The following is a 15,625-nucleotide window of genomic DNA, read 5'->3' as shown; positions in this document are numbered from 1 at the left end:
ATGGCAGAGCCCCTCGTCAACCAGTACGGCGCGGACGTTCCCCAGGCGATTGCCCGCATGGTCGCTGCGGTGCACCCGGCCTTCGAGGCGAAGAAGTTCATGCGGGATGTGCTGCAGGGTTATGAGGCACTGGCCCTGATGCCGCGCGGCAAACACATCGCACGCGCCTTGCAGCGGCACCTGCCGACGGACTACCCGAAGGCAATCGCCATCCTGCTCGCCTCGCTGGACCAGCCGCACGGCCGGGCCGAAGGGCTCAGCATGGCCTCCTTTCTGTACCTGCCGCACACGATGTTTGTGGCCGAGTTCGGGCTCGATCATTTTGAGGAGTCGATGCGCGCGCAGCATGCGCTGACGCAGCGCTTCACCGCCGAGTTCAGCATTCGCGCCTTCTTTCAAAAGCACGAAGCGGCTACGCTGAAGCGATTCAGGCAATGGGCCACCGACCCGAGCGAACACGTGCGCCGCCTGGTGTCCGAAGGCAGCCGCCCACGCCTGCCCTGGGCCAGCCGTCTGCCGGCCTTCCAGAAGAACCCGGCGCCGGTGATTGAACTGCTGGAGCTGCTGAAAGACGACTCCGCGCTCTATGTGCGCCGCTCGGTCGCCAACAACCTCAACGACATCGGCAAGGACCACCCGGAACTGCTCGCCAAAACCGCGAAGCAGTGGCTCCACGGCGCCAGCGAAGAGCGCCGCTGGATCGTCCAGCACGCGCTGCGTTCAGCCGTCAAACGCGGCGAGGCCGGTGCGCTGGAGGTGCTGGGCTTCGGAAAAAGTGCGAAGGTCGAAGTGTCAAACGCCCGCATCACGCCCGAGCGTGTGCCCATGGGCGAGAAGGTCAACATCGCGTTTGACGTGAGTAACACCAGCGCGAAGTCGCAGGACGTGCTGGTGGACTTCTGTATCCACTACGTCAAGGCCAGCGGCAAGACCAGTGCCAAGGTGTTCAAGCTCAAGGTGCTGAGCCTGGCACCCAAGGAAACGGTTCGATTGAGCAAGACGGTATCCACCGCGGAGATGACCACGCGCAGACACCATGCGGGGCTGCATCGGGTGGAGGTGCTGCTCAATGGGCAGGCGGGAGCGCTGGGGGAGTTTGAGTTGGTGGCCGGCGCCTGAGTAATCAGCCAAGCGGCCGACAATGTTCGCTAGTCAGCCGCTGCGACTGCTTTCGGCCAGAAGCGGCCGTTGGTGCGACACCAAGCGAAGGTCTGCAGTGATTCATTGCTTTCGACCAAGGGGGCACTGGCAATCAGTTGTTACTCGCCCCCAATTCAGTAGCCCTTTTAAACAAATCAGGTAATAAAAGGTCTAGTAACGTCGGGGCGATTCGCTGGGTTGAACACGCGGCGTGCGTTGTCTGCGATGACTCCGGCCACCATCCCAAACAGCAAGGGTGGAAGATCGTGGCCCATTCCCTCGACGATGAGTAGTTCGGCTCCTTTAATATGGGCCGCCGTGTCCTTCCCGGCTTCCGGGGGAACCAGTGGGTCGTCTGACCCATGCAATACAAGCGTCGGAGCACTTATGTTGGCTAGTCGTGATCTTAAGTCACCGGTTGCTGCAATGGCAGCGATTTGCCGCCAAAACCCGCTTGGGTTGTATGCTCGTTTGACTTCGGCCAGGGATTGGTCACGTTGAGCGGATTCGTCGAACGGATAGCCTCGCCCGGCAATCACTTGGGAAAAGGCAACGCAATGTGCGAGATAGCCCTGTTCATCTTTCAAAGGATGTGGCGCGGGCGATGTCATCGCCGCCATCACTGCGGGGCTGGCCTGCGGCAGCTCACGATTGCCCGTGCTCGACATCATGGAAATCAGAGATAGAACGCGTTCAGGATGCTCGCTGGCCAACAGTTGTGCAATCATGCCGCCCATTGATCTCCCAACCACGTGCGCTCGTGTGATCATCAACGAATCGAGAAGTCCTACAGCGTCGTTCGCCATGTCGAACAGCGTATAAGGGACATTGGGTGTTTCACCGCGAGAGACTGCGTCGGAAATTGCAGCGAGATCTGGCATCGATGTGCTATCGAAGTGAGTTGAAAGGCCAGCGTCGCGATTGTCAAAGCGAATCACGCGATAGCCTTGTTCTGCCAATATCCGGCAAAACGTTTCGCTCCAGCGAATCATCTGCGTACCCAGACCGGAAATCAGCAACACAGCTTCCGCATCGTTATTGCCAAAAGAATCGTATTCAATTTCAATTCCGTTCGCTTTAGTCTTGGGCATGACGATTTGTCCTTAAATGCTTTTGTGTCGTGCGCTTTGTGGGAGCGCTTCGATATTTCGTTTGGCCTGCTTCACTGCAGCACCACGGATGCACCGTCAGGCTGCGTAAGTGGCCACGTACCCAAAAGATCGTCGCGATGGCGTTGCTCATGAGAGGGCTAAGGTTGGCGTGCGTGCAAGCGTTTTCAGTGCTGCGGAAACCATCTCAACCGCTGTGGGGGCGATTGATTCGACGGCCTCGGTGCAAATGCTATCGGCGGTCTCGCGTGCGGCGTTTACCAGCGCACGCCCGGCTGGGCGCAGCACGGCCTGACGATCGTCATTCGCACCCTCGCGCACCACAAGGCCTATCTTCTCGAGCAAAATCAACTGACGCAGCACAGCCGATTGAGGCAGACCCAGCGGACGCACGAGTTCCGGGATGCTTACCCGACCACCGTCCGCTTGCGCAAGCAAATTCAACAGCGCAAAGTCGTTGAAACCGATGCCATGGTAGATGCCCAACTCGTCGTCAAGCTTGAGTTGCAGGCTGGCGTTGGCACGGTGTAGCGCCAGGCAAAAGTCGAGAGTCGTGTTCATCGAGTAGCCCTCTTCAATTCGTCGTAGCCGAGCTCGCCGTGACAAGGGATTTCCTGGCGCCACAGGCCAACTAGCATTTCCAGTTCTCGTGCGGCATCGAACTCTGGATCTCCGCTGGGTTTGACCATGTCGATTACGTCGAAGAGAAAATTGGTCTCGCCGTGCTCGACCCAGTCCTGCGCAAGCCTTGCATTGCGATGCTGTCCATGCTGCAGTTCAAAACGATGCCGGTTGAGTGTGCCCTGAACGTTCGTACTTCCTGCAACCAACACCCGGCCGGTGACCTGGTTACGGATCGCATAGACGCCTGCTCGGGTTTTCGTCTCCAGATACTGTCGTTTCAGCGTCTTTTTGTCTGTCATCATCAATCCTTTTTTTTAAATGAGTTACGGTGAAAGCTACGGCACTTCTGTCAGCGGCAGTGGCTACGCCAGCTACCTGACGTAATCGCAAACGTCGGCCGCCCGAGCTTCGGTCCGTTGGCGAAACTTTGCCGCGTCGTTCGTGAACAGGAAGGAGTCGCGGCATCAATCACGGTGAGATCAGGCTCCAATTGGATGAGTTAATAATACCCGGGTTAAATTACTGCCTGAATAATACCCGGGTTAAATTACCGTGTCAATAATACCCGGGTTAAATTTAAATCATCGTGCTTCCATGACTGGCGCATTGGTAGTGCCAGGGCCTCCCGTTCTTGCTCGACAACACCGAAGTGGATCAACTTCATGCGCCAATTCGGTCAGCGCCCCTCGGAGGATTCCGCTTCACCCGTTGGCCAGTGTGTTAGGGCAGTCTTGCCGACTCCGTTGTGTCCGAACAAACCAATGTGTCGTAGATAGAGGCCTCGTTGAGATAGGAGGACCGCGCTTTGCCACCGCACCTCATGTCACGAACGACTTCAGTTCTGAAAGAAAATTGGCAACCCGAAAGCTTTCACCGACGAAAGGCCGCAACCGCTGCGAAGCAGTCACTGGGAAAGGTGGTTTGGAAGACCGCAACGGGCCCAAAGCAGACATTTTCCTGCAGAGGCTGTGTCTATGTGGACAGAGCTGTTGACTATCGATAAATGCATATTGTCGATAGCCAATCCGGAGACGTTGACAAGTTCAGGTATGACCAGGCGTCCGGTGCCAGCGAAAGGCCGCAGAGATATTCTCTTGTCAGGCAAGAGGCAAGAGGCAAGAGGCAAGAGGCAAGAGGCAAGAGGCAAGAGGCAGGAGCCCCTTCGTGCCGACTACTGCACCAGCAACGAATTGATCAGCAACAGATCTTCCGGCGTCAGCGTCCCATTGGCCTGGCGCAGCCGCAGCCCGCCGATCAGTACGTTGTAGCGCGCCTGCGCGAGGTCGCGTTTGGTCTGGAACAGCTGGCTTTGCGCATTGAGCACGTCGATGTTGATGCGCACGCCGACCTGGTAGCCCAGCTTGTTGGCGTCCAGCGCACTCTGGCTGGATGCTTCGGCGGCTTCCAGCGCCTTGACCTGGCCCTGGCCCGACAACACGCCGAAGTAAGCGGTGCGCGTGCTCAGGGCAACGCCGCGTTTGGCGCCTTCAAGGTCGGAGCGTGCTTTTTCTTCAAGGGACAGCGTTTCGCGGATGCGGTTTTGCGTGGCGAAGCCGGCAAACAGCGGCAGGTTCAGCGCCAGGCCGACGGTGGTGCTGTTGCTGCGGTTGTCCAGCGGGCTGGTGGTGCTGCCCTGCGGGTTGCGCTGCGAGCCGTAGCTGGCGGTCAGGTCCAGCGTGGGTTTGTGGCCGGCTTCGGCCTTGTCGACTTCAAGCTTGGCAACTTCGAGGTTGGCCAGGGCCTGGCGCACCGACGGGTGCAGGTCTTCAGACTGCCGGACCCAGGTGTTCACGTCGGCGGGCACCAGCGGCGGCAGCTCCACGGGCACCAGCAGGCCTTTGGGCTGGGCGTCGGCTTTGCCAACCAGCTGGTCCAGGGCAATTTTCTTGACGCGCAAGTCGTTTTCGGCGGCAATTTCCTGGGCGGTCACCAGGTCGAAACGCGCCTGCGCCTCGCGCGAGTCGGTGACGGTGGAGGTGCCGACCTCAAAGTTGCGTTTGGCTGAAGCCAGTTGTTCGCCGACCGCGGCTTTTTGCGCCCGCACAAAAGCCAGCGTGTCCTGCGCGGCCAGCACATCGAAATAGGCCTGGCTGGTGCGCACGATCAGGTCCTGTTCGGCGGCTTCGAGTTGCGCCCTGGACAGCACCACCTGCTGCTTGCCCTGTTCGTAGGTGGCCCAGTTGCCGGGCCGGTAGAGCGGCTGCGAAGCGTTCAGTGAGCCCGTCTGGGTGGGGAAGTTGCGGTCGATGACCGGGTTGGTGTTTTCAAAATTGGTGCGCGACACCCCCAGTGACAGCCCGGCCGTTGGCAAAATGCCGGCCTTGGCCTGCTCGGCCTTGGCCAGGTTGGCCTCGTACAGCGAGCGTGCCGACTGGTAGGACGAGTCGTACTCGCGCGCCGAACGGTACAGCTCCACCAGGTTCTGCGCCTGGACGGCTGGTACAAAAGCCGCCAGCACGGAACCCAGCGCAAGAGACAAAGGCAACAGGGCCGGAATTTTCAAGAGCGTTTTCATGGGGTGTCCTGATGGAAGGTGAAGTCGGTGAAGAGGGCTGGCCGGAGCTCAGTAGCGCGGGACGGAGGCGTCGCGCTGCCCGGACCAGGCATTGATGCCGCCCTGCAGGTTGACCACTTGCGTGAAACCGTTTTGCGCCAGGAAGCTGGCCACCTGCTGGCTGCGCGCGCCGTGGTGGCACAGGCAGGCCACCGGCTGGTCGGCGGGCAGTTCTTCCTTGAGATCAAAAATCCGCGCGGGGACAGCGCGCATCGGAATGTGCAGCAGCCTGAACCCGTCTTCCTTGACCGAGGCTGTCTGCACTTCCCACGGCTCGCGCACATCCAGCACGATGGGCGCGGGGCCGCCGGCGGGAAGGCTGGCAAGCCAGGTGCTGAAGTCGGCAGGGGAAAGCTGGTCAATCATCGGGACGGCTCGGTTTAAAAGTTGAATGTCGACGGTTCGGGGAAGTTGAGCAGGCGCGGGGCGACCGTGTCCCAGCCCTGCGTGGTGCTAAAGGCGGCGTCGCCGACGCGGGTGACCAGCGTGGCACGCATGACGGGCTCAAAACCCACCACGGCGCTGAGCCGGCCGCCGATCTTCAGCATGGCCAGCAGCGCGGGCGGCACTTCGGCGACCGAGCCGCTGAGCACGATCACGTCGAAGGGGCCGCTCAGCGGGTCGTTGCCCGAGACCGCCTTGCCAAGTTTGACGGCACCGTCGCCGGTGCGCACTTCAGCGTTGTAGACGCCGGCTTTTTTCAGGTTGTCGCGGGCCAGCTGGGCCAGTTCCGGGTCGATTTCCAGCGTGATGACCTGCTGGCCACGGTGCGCCAGCAGGGCGGCCATGTAGCCGGAGCCGGCGCCGATTTCGAGCACCTTCTCGTGTTTCTGCACCGCCAGGTCCTGCAGCATGCGCGCCTCGACCTTGGGTGCCAGCATGCACTGGCCGGGCTCGGCGCCCAGCGGTATCTCCATGTCGGCAAAAGCCAGGGCCCGCATCGCAGGCGGCACGAAGTCCTCGCGCTTGACCACGGCCAGCAGGGACAGGACCTGGCTGTCCAGCACTTCCCAGGGGCGGATCTGCTGCTCGATCATGTTGAAACGGGCTTGTTCGTAGTTCATGGTGGGGGCCTGTGAAGAGAAATCGGGGTAAACCTCTGATTTTAACGGGGGGTCAACGGCACCGGCGCCACGGCGGGCAAGGCGCGCCGGCCGGTAAAGCGGCGTTTGAGCCATTGCGCGAGGTCATCAAGATAGCAGTAGGTCACCGGCACCACCACCAGCGTCAGCAGCGACGAGGTGATGACGCCGCCAATGACGGCCTGGCCCATGGGGGCCCGCTGCTCCGAGCCTTCGGTCAGCGCAAAGGCCAGCGGCACCATGCCGAAAATCATGGCCAGCGTGGTCATCAGGATGGGGCGCAGGCGTACGCGGGCGGCCATCAGGAGGGCTTCGCTGCGTTCCATGCCTTCGTCACGCATGCGGATCGCAAAATCGACCAGCAGGATGGCGTTTTTCGTGACCAGTCCCATCAGCATCACCACGCCGATGATGGAAAACATCGACAGCGTCGAGCGGAACAGCAGCAGCGCCAGCACCACGCCGATCAGCGTCAGCGGCAGCGAGGTCATCAGGGCCATGGGCTGCAGGAAACTCTTGAACTGGCTGGCCAGAATCATGTAGATGAACAGGATCGCCATGACCAGCGCAGAGATGGCATAACCAAAGGACTCGGCCATGTTCTTGGTTGAGCCGCCAAACTGGTAGCGGTAGCCGGGCGGAAAACTGATGCCGTCCAGCGCCTTGCGGATGTCGGTGGACACCTCGCCGGCCGAGCGGTTGTACACGTTGGCATTGATGGCGACTTCGCGCGTCAGGTCTCGCCGGTTGATCTGGTTCGGGCCGGTGGCTTCCTTCACCGTGGCCACCTGGCTGAGGCGCACCGTACGGGCCGAGCCGTCAGGGTTGTTGCCGATCACGCTGCTGATGAAGGGCAGGCGCTCCAGGTCCTGCGGCGTATTGCGGGCGTCGGGTGCGAGCCGCACATTCACGTCGTAGGTCTGGTCGTCGGGCGCGCGCCAGTTGCCCACCGTCTGCCCGGCCACCAGCGTGCGCAACGAAGCCGCGATCTGCGACACCGACAGGCCCAGGTCGGACGCGGCGTCGCGCTTGACGTCCACCTCGATGGTCGGTTTGTCGGCCTTGAGGCTGGAGTCCAGGTCCACCAGGCCGGGAATGCCGCTGACTCGGGCCATCACCAGGCCGGTCAGGCGCTCCAGCTCCTTCAGGTCGGCGCCCTGCAGTGAAAACTCCACCTGCTTGTTGCCGCCCACCGCGTCGAGCAGACCGACGTGGGTGACGGTGATGCCGGGCACCTGTCTGAGCCGTTCGCGCAGCACGCCGGACATCTCGTCCACGTTGCGGGCCCTGGCCTTGCGGTCCACCAGACGCACGTAGATGCTGGCGTACATCTTGCCCTGCGCATTGCCGGTGTTGATGGTCGACAGCGTGTATTTCACTTCGGGGAATTCGCGCAGTATGGTTTCAACCTGTTTTGTCTTGGCCTCGGTCGTCTCCAGCGACGAACCCACCGGCGTGTAGAAATTGAGCGAGGTTTCCGAGAAGTCGGCCTTGGGCACGAACTCGGTGCCGAGCAGGGGCACCATGAAAACGCTGGTCACAAAAATCGCCAGGGCCAGGCCCACCGTGGCCAGCCGGTGGACCAGTGCCCAGCGCAGGATGCGCTGGTAGGTCTCGGCCAGCGAGTCGGTCGCGCGCTCGAACCAGCCGGTCACCCGGCCTATGGTCCTGTCGTAAAAAGTGACCGGCTTGCCGTGCTGGCCGTGCGCATGAATGCTGGGGTCGTGCCAGATGCTCGAGAGCATGGGGTCCAGCGTGAAGCTGACAAACATCGAGATCAGCACCGCAGCCACGATGGTGACACCGAACTCGTGGAAGAACTTGCCGATGATGCCGCCCATGAAGCCGATGGGCAGGAACACCGCCACGATGGAAAACGTGGTGGCCAGCACCGCGAGGCCGATTTCCTGCGTGCCCTCCATCGCCGCCTGGTAGGGCAGCTTGCCCATCTGTACATGGCGCACGATGTTCTCGCGCACCACAATCGCATCGTCGATCAGCAGGCCCACACACAGGCTCAGCGCCATCAGCGTGATCATGTTGATGGTGAAGCCGAACAGGTTCATGAACAGGAAGGTGCCGATGATGGAGATCGGCAGCGTGAGGCCGGTGATCACCGTGGAGCGCCACGAGTTCAGGAACAGGAAAACAATCAGCACCGTCAGCAGCGCGCCTTCAATCAGCGTGCGGCGCACGTTTTCCACCGCGACCCGGATGGGCCGCGAGCCGTCGCCGATCTGCTCCAGCCGCGTGCCGGGCGGAAGCTGGGCCTGCAGTTCCTTGATCGCGTTGTTCAGCCCGTCCACCACGGCAATGGTGTTTTCGCCCTGGGCCTTCTGCACCGTCAGCAGCAGCGTGCGCTGGCCGTTGTACAGCGCCAGGCTGTCGATTTCCTGCGAGCCATCGCGGATGCTGGCGACCTGGTCCACGGTGACGGTGCTGCCCGCGCCGGCCGCAGACACCTTGCGCGCCACGATGATCTTGCCGAAGTCTTCGGGGCGTTTCATGCGCGCGTCGATTTTCACCACACGCTCCTGCGCCAGCGAACGGATGGCGCCGACCGGCAGGTCCTGGTTTTCGTTGCGCACTGCGCTCGCCACCTGGTCGGCCGTGATGCCCAGCGCTTCCATGGCCTGCGGGTTGAGGTAGATGTTGATTTCACGCTTGCTGCCGCCCACCAGGCTGACCGCACCCACGCCGCGCACGTTTTCCAGCCGCTTCTTGAGCACCTGGTCGGCCCAGTTTGTCAGCTCGACGGCGGTGGGCAGGGCGGCAGGGCCTGCCGCTGCGGGCGTTTTGCCATCCGCGCCTGCCGCCATCGGCAACACGGCGACCGACCAGATGGCGCGGTTGGCCGGGTCGAAACGGAGCACGCGTGGCTCCTTGACTTCGTCACGCAGCAGCGGGCGCAGCGACGCAATCTTTTCGCGCACGTCTTCCGCAGCCTTTCGGCCGTCGATTTGCAGCTGGAACTCGATGATGACGACCGACTGGCCTTCGTAGCTGCGGGACGTCAGGGCATTGATGCCAGCGATCGAGTTGACGCCTTCCTCGATTTTCTTGGTGACTTCGCTTTCGACGATTTCGGGGGAAGCCCCCGGGTATTCCGTCGTGACCACCACCACCGGGAAGTCGATGTTGGGAAACTGGTCAACCTGCAGGCGCTGGTAGGAGAACAGGCCCAGTACCACGATGGCGAGCATCACCATGGTCGCAAAGACCGGGTTTTTCAGGCTGACCTGGGTGAACCACATACCGGCTACGGCGCTGTCTTGGCGGAGGCGGGTGCAGTCTGGGCCCAGGCGGGCGCCTGCGTGAACTTCACGGCCGTGCCCTCGCGCAGGGCGCCCACGGCGCCGGCGATCACCACCGCGTTTTCGGCCAGCCCCTTGACCGCGACCAGGGTGCTGTTGCCCGCGTCTGCGGCGCTGCTGCCGCGCAGGCCCATCTCCACCGGCTTGTGCACCACCTGGTTGTTGTCCACCACCTGCACATAAGGCGCGGGTTTGTCGGTGCGCACGGCGCTCAGCGGTACGGCCAGGGCCGGCATGCGTGTGGTGCCCAGGGTGCCCTGCGCAAACAGGCCCTGGCGCAGGCCCAGGGGCGTGGCCGTGTTGTCGATGGCCAGGTACACCAGCACGCTGCGGCTGCCGCCCTGGGCGCTGGGGTTGATGCGTGCCACCGTCGCGTTAACGGTTTGCGCGCTGCCTTCTATCTGCAGCAAGGCGCCCTGGCCGGGGCGCACCGTCAGCGCGTCGGCCGCGCTCAGGCTGGCTTCCAGTTCAAGCCGGCTCAGATCCACTATTTCCAGCACCCGCACGTCCACCCCGAGGCGTTCACCGGGCTGGGCCAGGCGCTGCGCAACCTGGCCCGACAGGGGAGCGCGCAGCACCGTGTCGTCCAGCGATTTTCTGGCCACCTCGGCAGCGGCAAGCGCGGCGCGGTGGTTGGCCTTGGCCGCATTGAGGTTGGCCTGCGAGGCGTCGAGCGCCGTTTTGGAGATGAAACCCTGGTTGACCAGGGCCTGGTTGTTGTCGTACTGGCGCTGCACGATGTCGATCTGCGCTTTTGCCGAATCCGCCTGCTCCTGCGCCTGCCGCATGCGCGACTGGTATTCGCTGGCGTCGATGCGTGCCAGCACCTGTCCGGCCTTGACGGTGTCGCCTTCGCGCACCGTCAGGCCCTGCAGTTCGCCGGCCACCCGCGTCTTGACGAACGCCGAGTTGACGGCCTTGAGCGAACCCGATACCGGCAGCCCCTGGCTGAGTTCCACGGTCTTGGCCTGGAACACATCGGTAGCGGCAAGTTCGACCACGGTTTGCGCCTTGGCAGCGGTGGTGTCGGCCAGTGCCTGCTGCTGCTTTTTGCGAGCAGACAGCGTGCCCCACACGGCCGTGGCCAGCAGCAGCAACAGGACGAGGGCCATGACCCATTTGAGCCAGGGTTTCATTTTTTCGCTTTGTCGGTGGTGGGGGCCGCGCAGATGCCGTGGAGGATGGTGTCGACCTGGGTGGCGATGTACTTTGCCGCGTTGTCTGGCAGGCCGGGGTCTGCGCAGGTGCCCGCGGAATGTTTGGCCAGAATCAGGAAGATCATGGGCGCAATCACGCTGTAGATGGCGTGGTCCAGGTCCATGGGCCGGAACTCGCCGCGGTCAATGCCGCGCTGCATGATGCGGCGAATCAGCGCCTGGCCTGGCAGGATGACTTCCTGCTGGTAAAAAGCGGTGATCTCCGGAAAATTGCCGGCTTCGCTCATCATGAGCTTGGTGATGCCTGAAGCCCGGGTGGCGCCCACACGCTCCCACCACACCGTCATGCAGTAGGCCAGCATTTCGGCGGCAGTGCCTTCAAAACGTTCGAACTCGTCGTTCCACTCCTTGAAGCGGCCCGAGATATTTTCGCGCACGACAGCCTTGAGCAGTTCTTCCTTGCTCTGGAAGTAAAGGAACAGCGTGCCCTTGGAAACACCGGCGCGGGCGGCCACTTCTTCGGCGCGGGTCGCGGCAAAACCTTTTTCGACAAACAGGTCAAGTGCGGCGTCCAGCAGTTCGCCGGGGCGCGCCTCTTTGCGACGCTCGCGTTTGGCCGAGAGTGTGGCGGTGGTATCGCTGAGGAAGGTGGAGATAGACATTAGTTACTGACTGACTGGTTAGTAATGTAGTGCCTTGCTCCCGGTCCGTCAAGGGACCTGCCCACTTTATCCGGGCTCAGGCCGGTGAAGTTGGGGTAAAGCTTGCGGCAGATCAAGGCCGGGCAATACGCAGCGCCAGCCACTCCCTGAGGATGGCCCGCGAATCCTCCAGCCCATCGCTGGAAGGCAGCCATTCGAGCAAGCCGTTGCGGCTGGGCAGCATGAAACCCATGGGCGCAGCCGTCACCATGAAACCGGCGCGTTCGAAAGCCAGCACCGAACGCGGCATGTGCCACGCATGGGTGACCAGCGCGATCCGCTGCACGCCGTCTTTTTGCAGCAGCGGCCTGAGCAGGCTGGCGTTCTCGGCGGTGTCGCGCGACCGGTCGTCGACCCAGCGCAGCTTCAGGCCGTAGTCCTGCTCGGCCATGCGGCGTGCGACTTCGCCTTCCGAGAGGACTTGGGCGTCGGCCGCGCCCCAGCCCATGCCGCCGGCAAACGCCACCGGCAGGCTGGTCTGGCGCGCCAGCCAGGCGCCGTAACGCAGGCGCATGGCCGCTGCGGACGAAGACTGCGCCTCGCCATACTCCGGGGCAACCGGGTGAACCCCGCCGCCCAGCACCACAATGGCCTGCACACCGCCGCTTTTGAGCGCGGGCACCGTCAGCGGCGCGTACTGCGGCAGGATGGTCTGCGCCAGCCACACGGCCACCGCATGGCAGCTCAGGAACCAGAGCAGGGCCAGGCCCGCAAAGGCCAGCAACAGGCCCGATGCCCTTTTGCGGATGGCCAGCACCAGGCCCAGCAACGCCAGCAGCAGCGGCGCTGCGGGCGGCAGCACCAGCGTGGCGAGAATCGGCTTGAGTTCACCCAGTGACATCATTCAAAATGCTCTCAAATAGATAGCTGCTTGCGCAGGTGTGGAAAGGGCTGGAGGCCGATTTGACTCATAACTTCAGGAAAAAGGTTGCGGGACAGCGGCACGGTGGTTCAGGGGTTTTCTGCTTTGCCGGATGATCATTGCCTGAATTCAATACCATTCGGTCAGGCCCGCAGAACAGAAATCAGCTGGAACCGGCCCATCGTAACCAAACAAGGATCATCCATGACACAAGACCCATCGAACGGCACGAGCCTGCAGACCATCACGCTGGGCGGCGGCTGCTTCTGGTGCACCGAAGCGGTGTTTGTGCAGGTGCGCGGTATTGTTGATGTGGAATCGGGCTACAGCAACGGCCACGTCCACAACCCGAGCTACGAGCAGGTGTGCACCGGCACCACCGGGCACAACGAGGTTGTCAAGCTGGTCTATGACCCGGCGCAGATCAGTCTGCGGGCGATTCTTGAAATCTTTTTCGTGATCCACGACCCGACCACCTTGAACCGCCAGGGCAACGACACCGGCACGCAGTACCGCAGCGGCATCTATTACGCCACGCTCGAGCAGAAGCAGGTGGCCGAGGACATGGTCAGCGCCCTGAACCGCGACAAGCTGTTTGGCAAACCGGTCGTCACCGAGGTGCTGCCGGTGGACAACTACTCGCCGGCCGAGGAATACCACCAGGACTTCTTCGAGAAGAACCCGAACCAGGGCTACTGCATGGCGGTGGCCGGGCCCAAGGTGGCCAAGTTTCGCAAGACCTTTTCGGAATACGCCAAAAGCTGAGAACAGCCTGGAACAGGTGGGCGGGGCGAGACCTGGCCGCCCGGCGGTCGCCGCGCGCGTGACCGCATGACCTTTGACCGACGCGCCGGACGCTACACGGAGCGACCGGACAAGCTCCGGTTTGGATGCTGGTTCTGGTGCGCGGCGCCCGCATCTGGTGCGAATCAATGCTGCATGGTGCGGGGAAACCCTTGGGTGACGCGATGCGTCAAATGTCCTATTGACAGAACAATAGGACTGTTCCTAACATCGGCCCATGTCCCCCGTGTTGCCCATGACGAAGTACCACCAGATCTATCTGGTGCTCCGCGAGCAATTGCATGAAGGCCGGTTCTCGGAAGGATTTCCCGGCGAGTTGGCGCTGATGCAGCAGTTCGGCGTGGCGCGCGTGACGGTGCGGCGGGCGCTGGAGCAGCTGGCGTCCGAGGGCCTGATTTCACGCGAGCCGGGTCGAGGCACGCGGGCGCTGGACGTCGGCGCTTCGCCGGCCGCACCGCGCGGCCAGACGGCGCAGCGGGCCCAGCTCACCGGTCTGCTGGAAAACCTGGTCAGCATGGGGTTGAAAACCTCGGTCAACGTGCTCGAGGTGGAACTGGTGACCGCCTCGGCCAGCGTCGCCACTGCCCTGCAGCTCAAGCCGGGTGACCCGGTGCAAAAAGCAATCCGGGTGCGCAGCACACGGGAAGGCCCGGTGTCCCACATCACGACCTATGTGCCGGCGGACATCGCCCGCAAGTTCGGGCGGCGCGAGCTGGCCAAAAAGCCGATCCTCGTGCTGCTCGAAGAGTCCGGGGTTCAGGTCGGCCGTGCTCACCAGACCATTTCCGCTCGGCTGGCCGATGTCATGGTGGCCAAACATCTGGACGTCGCTGTCGGCTCGGCCTTGCTGGCCGTACGCCGCCTGGTCTATGACGACCACGACCGCCCGATTCAATGGCTGCATGGCCTGTACCGCCCGGACAGGTACGAGTATGAAATGCAGCTGTCGCGCGTTGGCAGCATCGATGCCAAGGTGTGGGTCAGCAAAGAGTTGTCCGCCAAGTTCCATTAATCCACTTCAGGAGAATGCCATGAGTACCCGTCGCCATTTCATGTCCCAATCTGCCGCGGCCGCTTCGGCACTGGCATTTCCCCTGGTCGGGGGCGCGCAGCCCAAGTCCATCAAGGTGGGTGTGCTGCACCCCGTCACCGGGGCGCTGGCCTATTCGGGCCAGCAGTGCCGCCTGGGCGCGCTCATGGCCATCGATGACATCAACAAGGCGGGCGGCATCAAGTCCATGGGCGGCGCCAAACTCGAGGCGCTGCTCGGTGACGCGCAGTCCCAGCCGCAGGCCGGGGTCGCCGAGGTCGAAAAGATGAATGAAGCCGGGGTGTCTGCCGTGGTCGGGGCCTTTGCTTCCGCGATCTGCCTGGCCACCACCCAGGCGGCCGCCAAGTACAACCTGCCGCACGTGGTCGATGTGGGCGTGGCCGACCAGATCGTCGAGCGCGGCCTGAAAAACACCTTCCGCTTCGGCCCCGGCTACCGCAAGTGCGCCGAAACCGCGGTCGCCAACCTGCATGTGCTCAACACCGCCGCCGGCAAGCCCGCCAAGACGGTGATGATTGTTCACGAAGAGTCGCTGTTCGGCACCGGTACCGCCAACCTGCTGGCGCGCGAGTTGCCCGGTTACGGCTACGAGGTCAAGGAAGTGATCAAACACGCGAACCCGACGCGCGACTTCAACAACATCGTGCTGCGCATGAAGGCGGTCAACCCCGACATCGTCATCCCGGCCAACTACTACAACGAATATGCCCTGCTGGTGCGCACCATGCAGCAGCAGAAAGTGACGCCCAAGGCGATTTATTCGGTGCTGGGTGGCGCGGCTTCGAGCTACAAGTTCGTGAAGGAGTTTCCGGACGCGGCCAACGGCATCATCGACTGCAACCACTGGTTCAACCCCAAGGACAAGCGCTCGGCCGAACTCAAGAAGCGGGTCGAGGCCCAGGGCCTGTTCTTCAGCTATGAGGTGTTCATGACCTACACCTCCATGCGTCTGCTGGCCGATGCCATCGACAAGGCCAAGTCAGCCGACCGCGCGGCCATCATCAACGCGCTGCAGAACAGCACCTTCTCCGATCACATCATGCCGTACGGCGCGACCCGGTTCGTCAACGGACAGAACATGGGCGCGCAGCCACTGATGACGCAGGTCCTCAAGAACGACATCAAGGTCATCATCCCGCGCGACTACCGCGAAGCCGACCCCCTGTTCCCGCTGCGGGCCTGAAAAAAGCAGCGTTCGTACCGGACCCGCGCAGGCGCCTTCAGGCG

14 protein-coding genes are annotated in these 15,625 nt (G+C 62.6%); 4 read left to right on the top strand and 10 right to left on the bottom strand.

Translation table 11 applies throughout. From position 1 onward, the window contains the following. Positions 1-1,119 (top strand): DNA alkylation repair protein, encoded by a 1,119-nt coding sequence (locus PSV33_RS02655; RefSeq protein WP_300558306.1) that lies wholly within the window; start codon positions 1-3, stop codon positions 1,117-1,119. A 176-nt stretch (positions 1,120-1,295) separates the two neighbouring features. Here PSV33_RS02655 and PSV33_RS02650 read toward each other — a convergent pair whose 3' ends face one another. The 10 genes from PSV33_RS02650 to PSV33_RS02605 form a co-directional block, all read right to left on the bottom strand. Next, entirely contained in the window at positions 1,296-2,231 is a 936-nt protein-coding gene (locus PSV33_RS02650; RefSeq protein ID WP_300558304.1) for an alpha/beta hydrolase, read from the bottom strand. 147 nt (positions 2,232-2,378) lie between these two features. Next, complete coding sequence (locus PSV33_RS02645; protein ID WP_300558301.1) at positions 2,379-2,810, bottom strand: MarR family transcriptional regulator; 432 nt, start codon at positions 2,808-2,810, stop codon at positions 2,379-2,381. Continuing rightward, positions 2,807-3,175 (bottom strand): GIY-YIG nuclease family protein, encoded by a 369-nt coding sequence (locus PSV33_RS02640; protein ID WP_300558298.1) that lies wholly within the window; start codon positions 3,173-3,175, stop codon positions 2,807-2,809. The genes PSV33_RS02645 and PSV33_RS02640 overlap by 4 nt, the downstream gene beginning before the upstream one ends. Before the next feature lie 869 nt (positions 3,176-4,044). Then, on the bottom strand, positions 4,045-5,388 hold the full coding sequence (locus tag PSV33_RS02635; protein ID WP_300558296.1) for a TolC family outer membrane protein: 1,344 nt from the start codon (positions 5,386-5,388) through the stop codon (positions 4,045-4,047). A gap of 48 nt (positions 5,389-5,436) precedes the next feature. Then, positions 5,437-5,793 carry a rhodanese-like domain-containing protein gene (locus PSV33_RS02630; protein WP_300558293.1) on the bottom strand — a complete coding sequence of 119 codons (357 nt, stop codon included), beginning with the start codon at positions 5,791-5,793 and terminating at the stop codon, positions 5,437-5,439. 14 nt (positions 5,794-5,807) lie between these two features. Further along, positions 5,808-6,491, bottom strand: coding sequence for a protein-L-isoaspartate O-methyltransferase (locus tag PSV33_RS02625; protein WP_300558290.1), 684 nt, complete (start codon positions 6,489-6,491; stop codon positions 5,808-5,810). A 41-nt stretch (positions 6,492-6,532) separates the two neighbouring features. After that, positions 6,533-9,763 (bottom strand): efflux RND transporter permease subunit, encoded by a 3,231-nt coding sequence (locus PSV33_RS02620; RefSeq protein WP_300558287.1) that lies wholly within the window; start codon positions 9,761-9,763, stop codon positions 6,533-6,535. Positions 9,764-9,768: 5 nt separating this feature from the next. Further along, positions 9,769-10,959, bottom strand: coding sequence for an efflux RND transporter periplasmic adaptor subunit (locus PSV33_RS02615; RefSeq protein WP_300558284.1), 1,191 nt, complete (start codon positions 10,957-10,959; stop codon positions 9,769-9,771). Further along, positions 10,956-11,642 (bottom strand): TetR/AcrR family transcriptional regulator, encoded by a 687-nt coding sequence (locus PSV33_RS02610; protein WP_300558281.1) that lies wholly within the window; start codon positions 11,640-11,642, stop codon positions 10,956-10,958. The genes PSV33_RS02615 and PSV33_RS02610 overlap by 4 nt, the downstream gene beginning before the upstream one ends. A 112-nt stretch (positions 11,643-11,754) precedes the next feature. After that, positions 11,755-12,525, bottom strand: coding sequence for a YdcF family protein (locus tag PSV33_RS02605; RefSeq protein ID WP_300558278.1), 771 nt, complete (start codon positions 12,523-12,525; stop codon positions 11,755-11,757). A gap of 222 nt (positions 12,526-12,747) precedes the next feature. Between PSV33_RS02605 and msrA the strand changes: the two genes are divergently transcribed. The 3 genes from msrA (at position 12,748) to PSV33_RS02590 (ending at position 15,581) form a co-directional block, all read left to right on the top strand. Continuing rightward, positions 12,748-13,308: a peptide-methionine (S)-S-oxide reductase MsrA gene (gene msrA, locus PSV33_RS02600; protein ID WP_300558276.1), complete on the top strand. Its 561-nt coding sequence runs from the start codon at positions 12,748-12,750 to the stop codon at positions 13,306-13,308. 256 nt (positions 13,309-13,564) lie between these two features. Continuing rightward, a complete protein-coding gene (locus PSV33_RS02595) occupies positions 13,565-14,359 on the top strand; it encodes a GntR family transcriptional regulator (RefSeq protein WP_300558274.1) in 795 nt (264 codons plus the stop codon). Between the two features lie 19 nt (positions 14,360-14,378). After that, positions 14,379-15,581 (top strand): ABC transporter substrate-binding protein, encoded by a 1,203-nt coding sequence (locus tag PSV33_RS02590; RefSeq protein WP_300558271.1) that lies wholly within the window; start codon positions 14,379-14,381, stop codon positions 15,579-15,581. Positions 15,582-15,625 lie beyond the last annotated feature (44 nt).

This window comes from Polaromonas sp. (assembly GCF_029945895.1).
In the GTDB taxonomy this organism is placed as follows: Bacteria; Pseudomonadota; Gammaproteobacteria; order Burkholderiales; family Burkholderiaceae_C; genus Polaromonas.
This window is presented reverse-complemented; position numbering and strand designations above follow the sequence as displayed.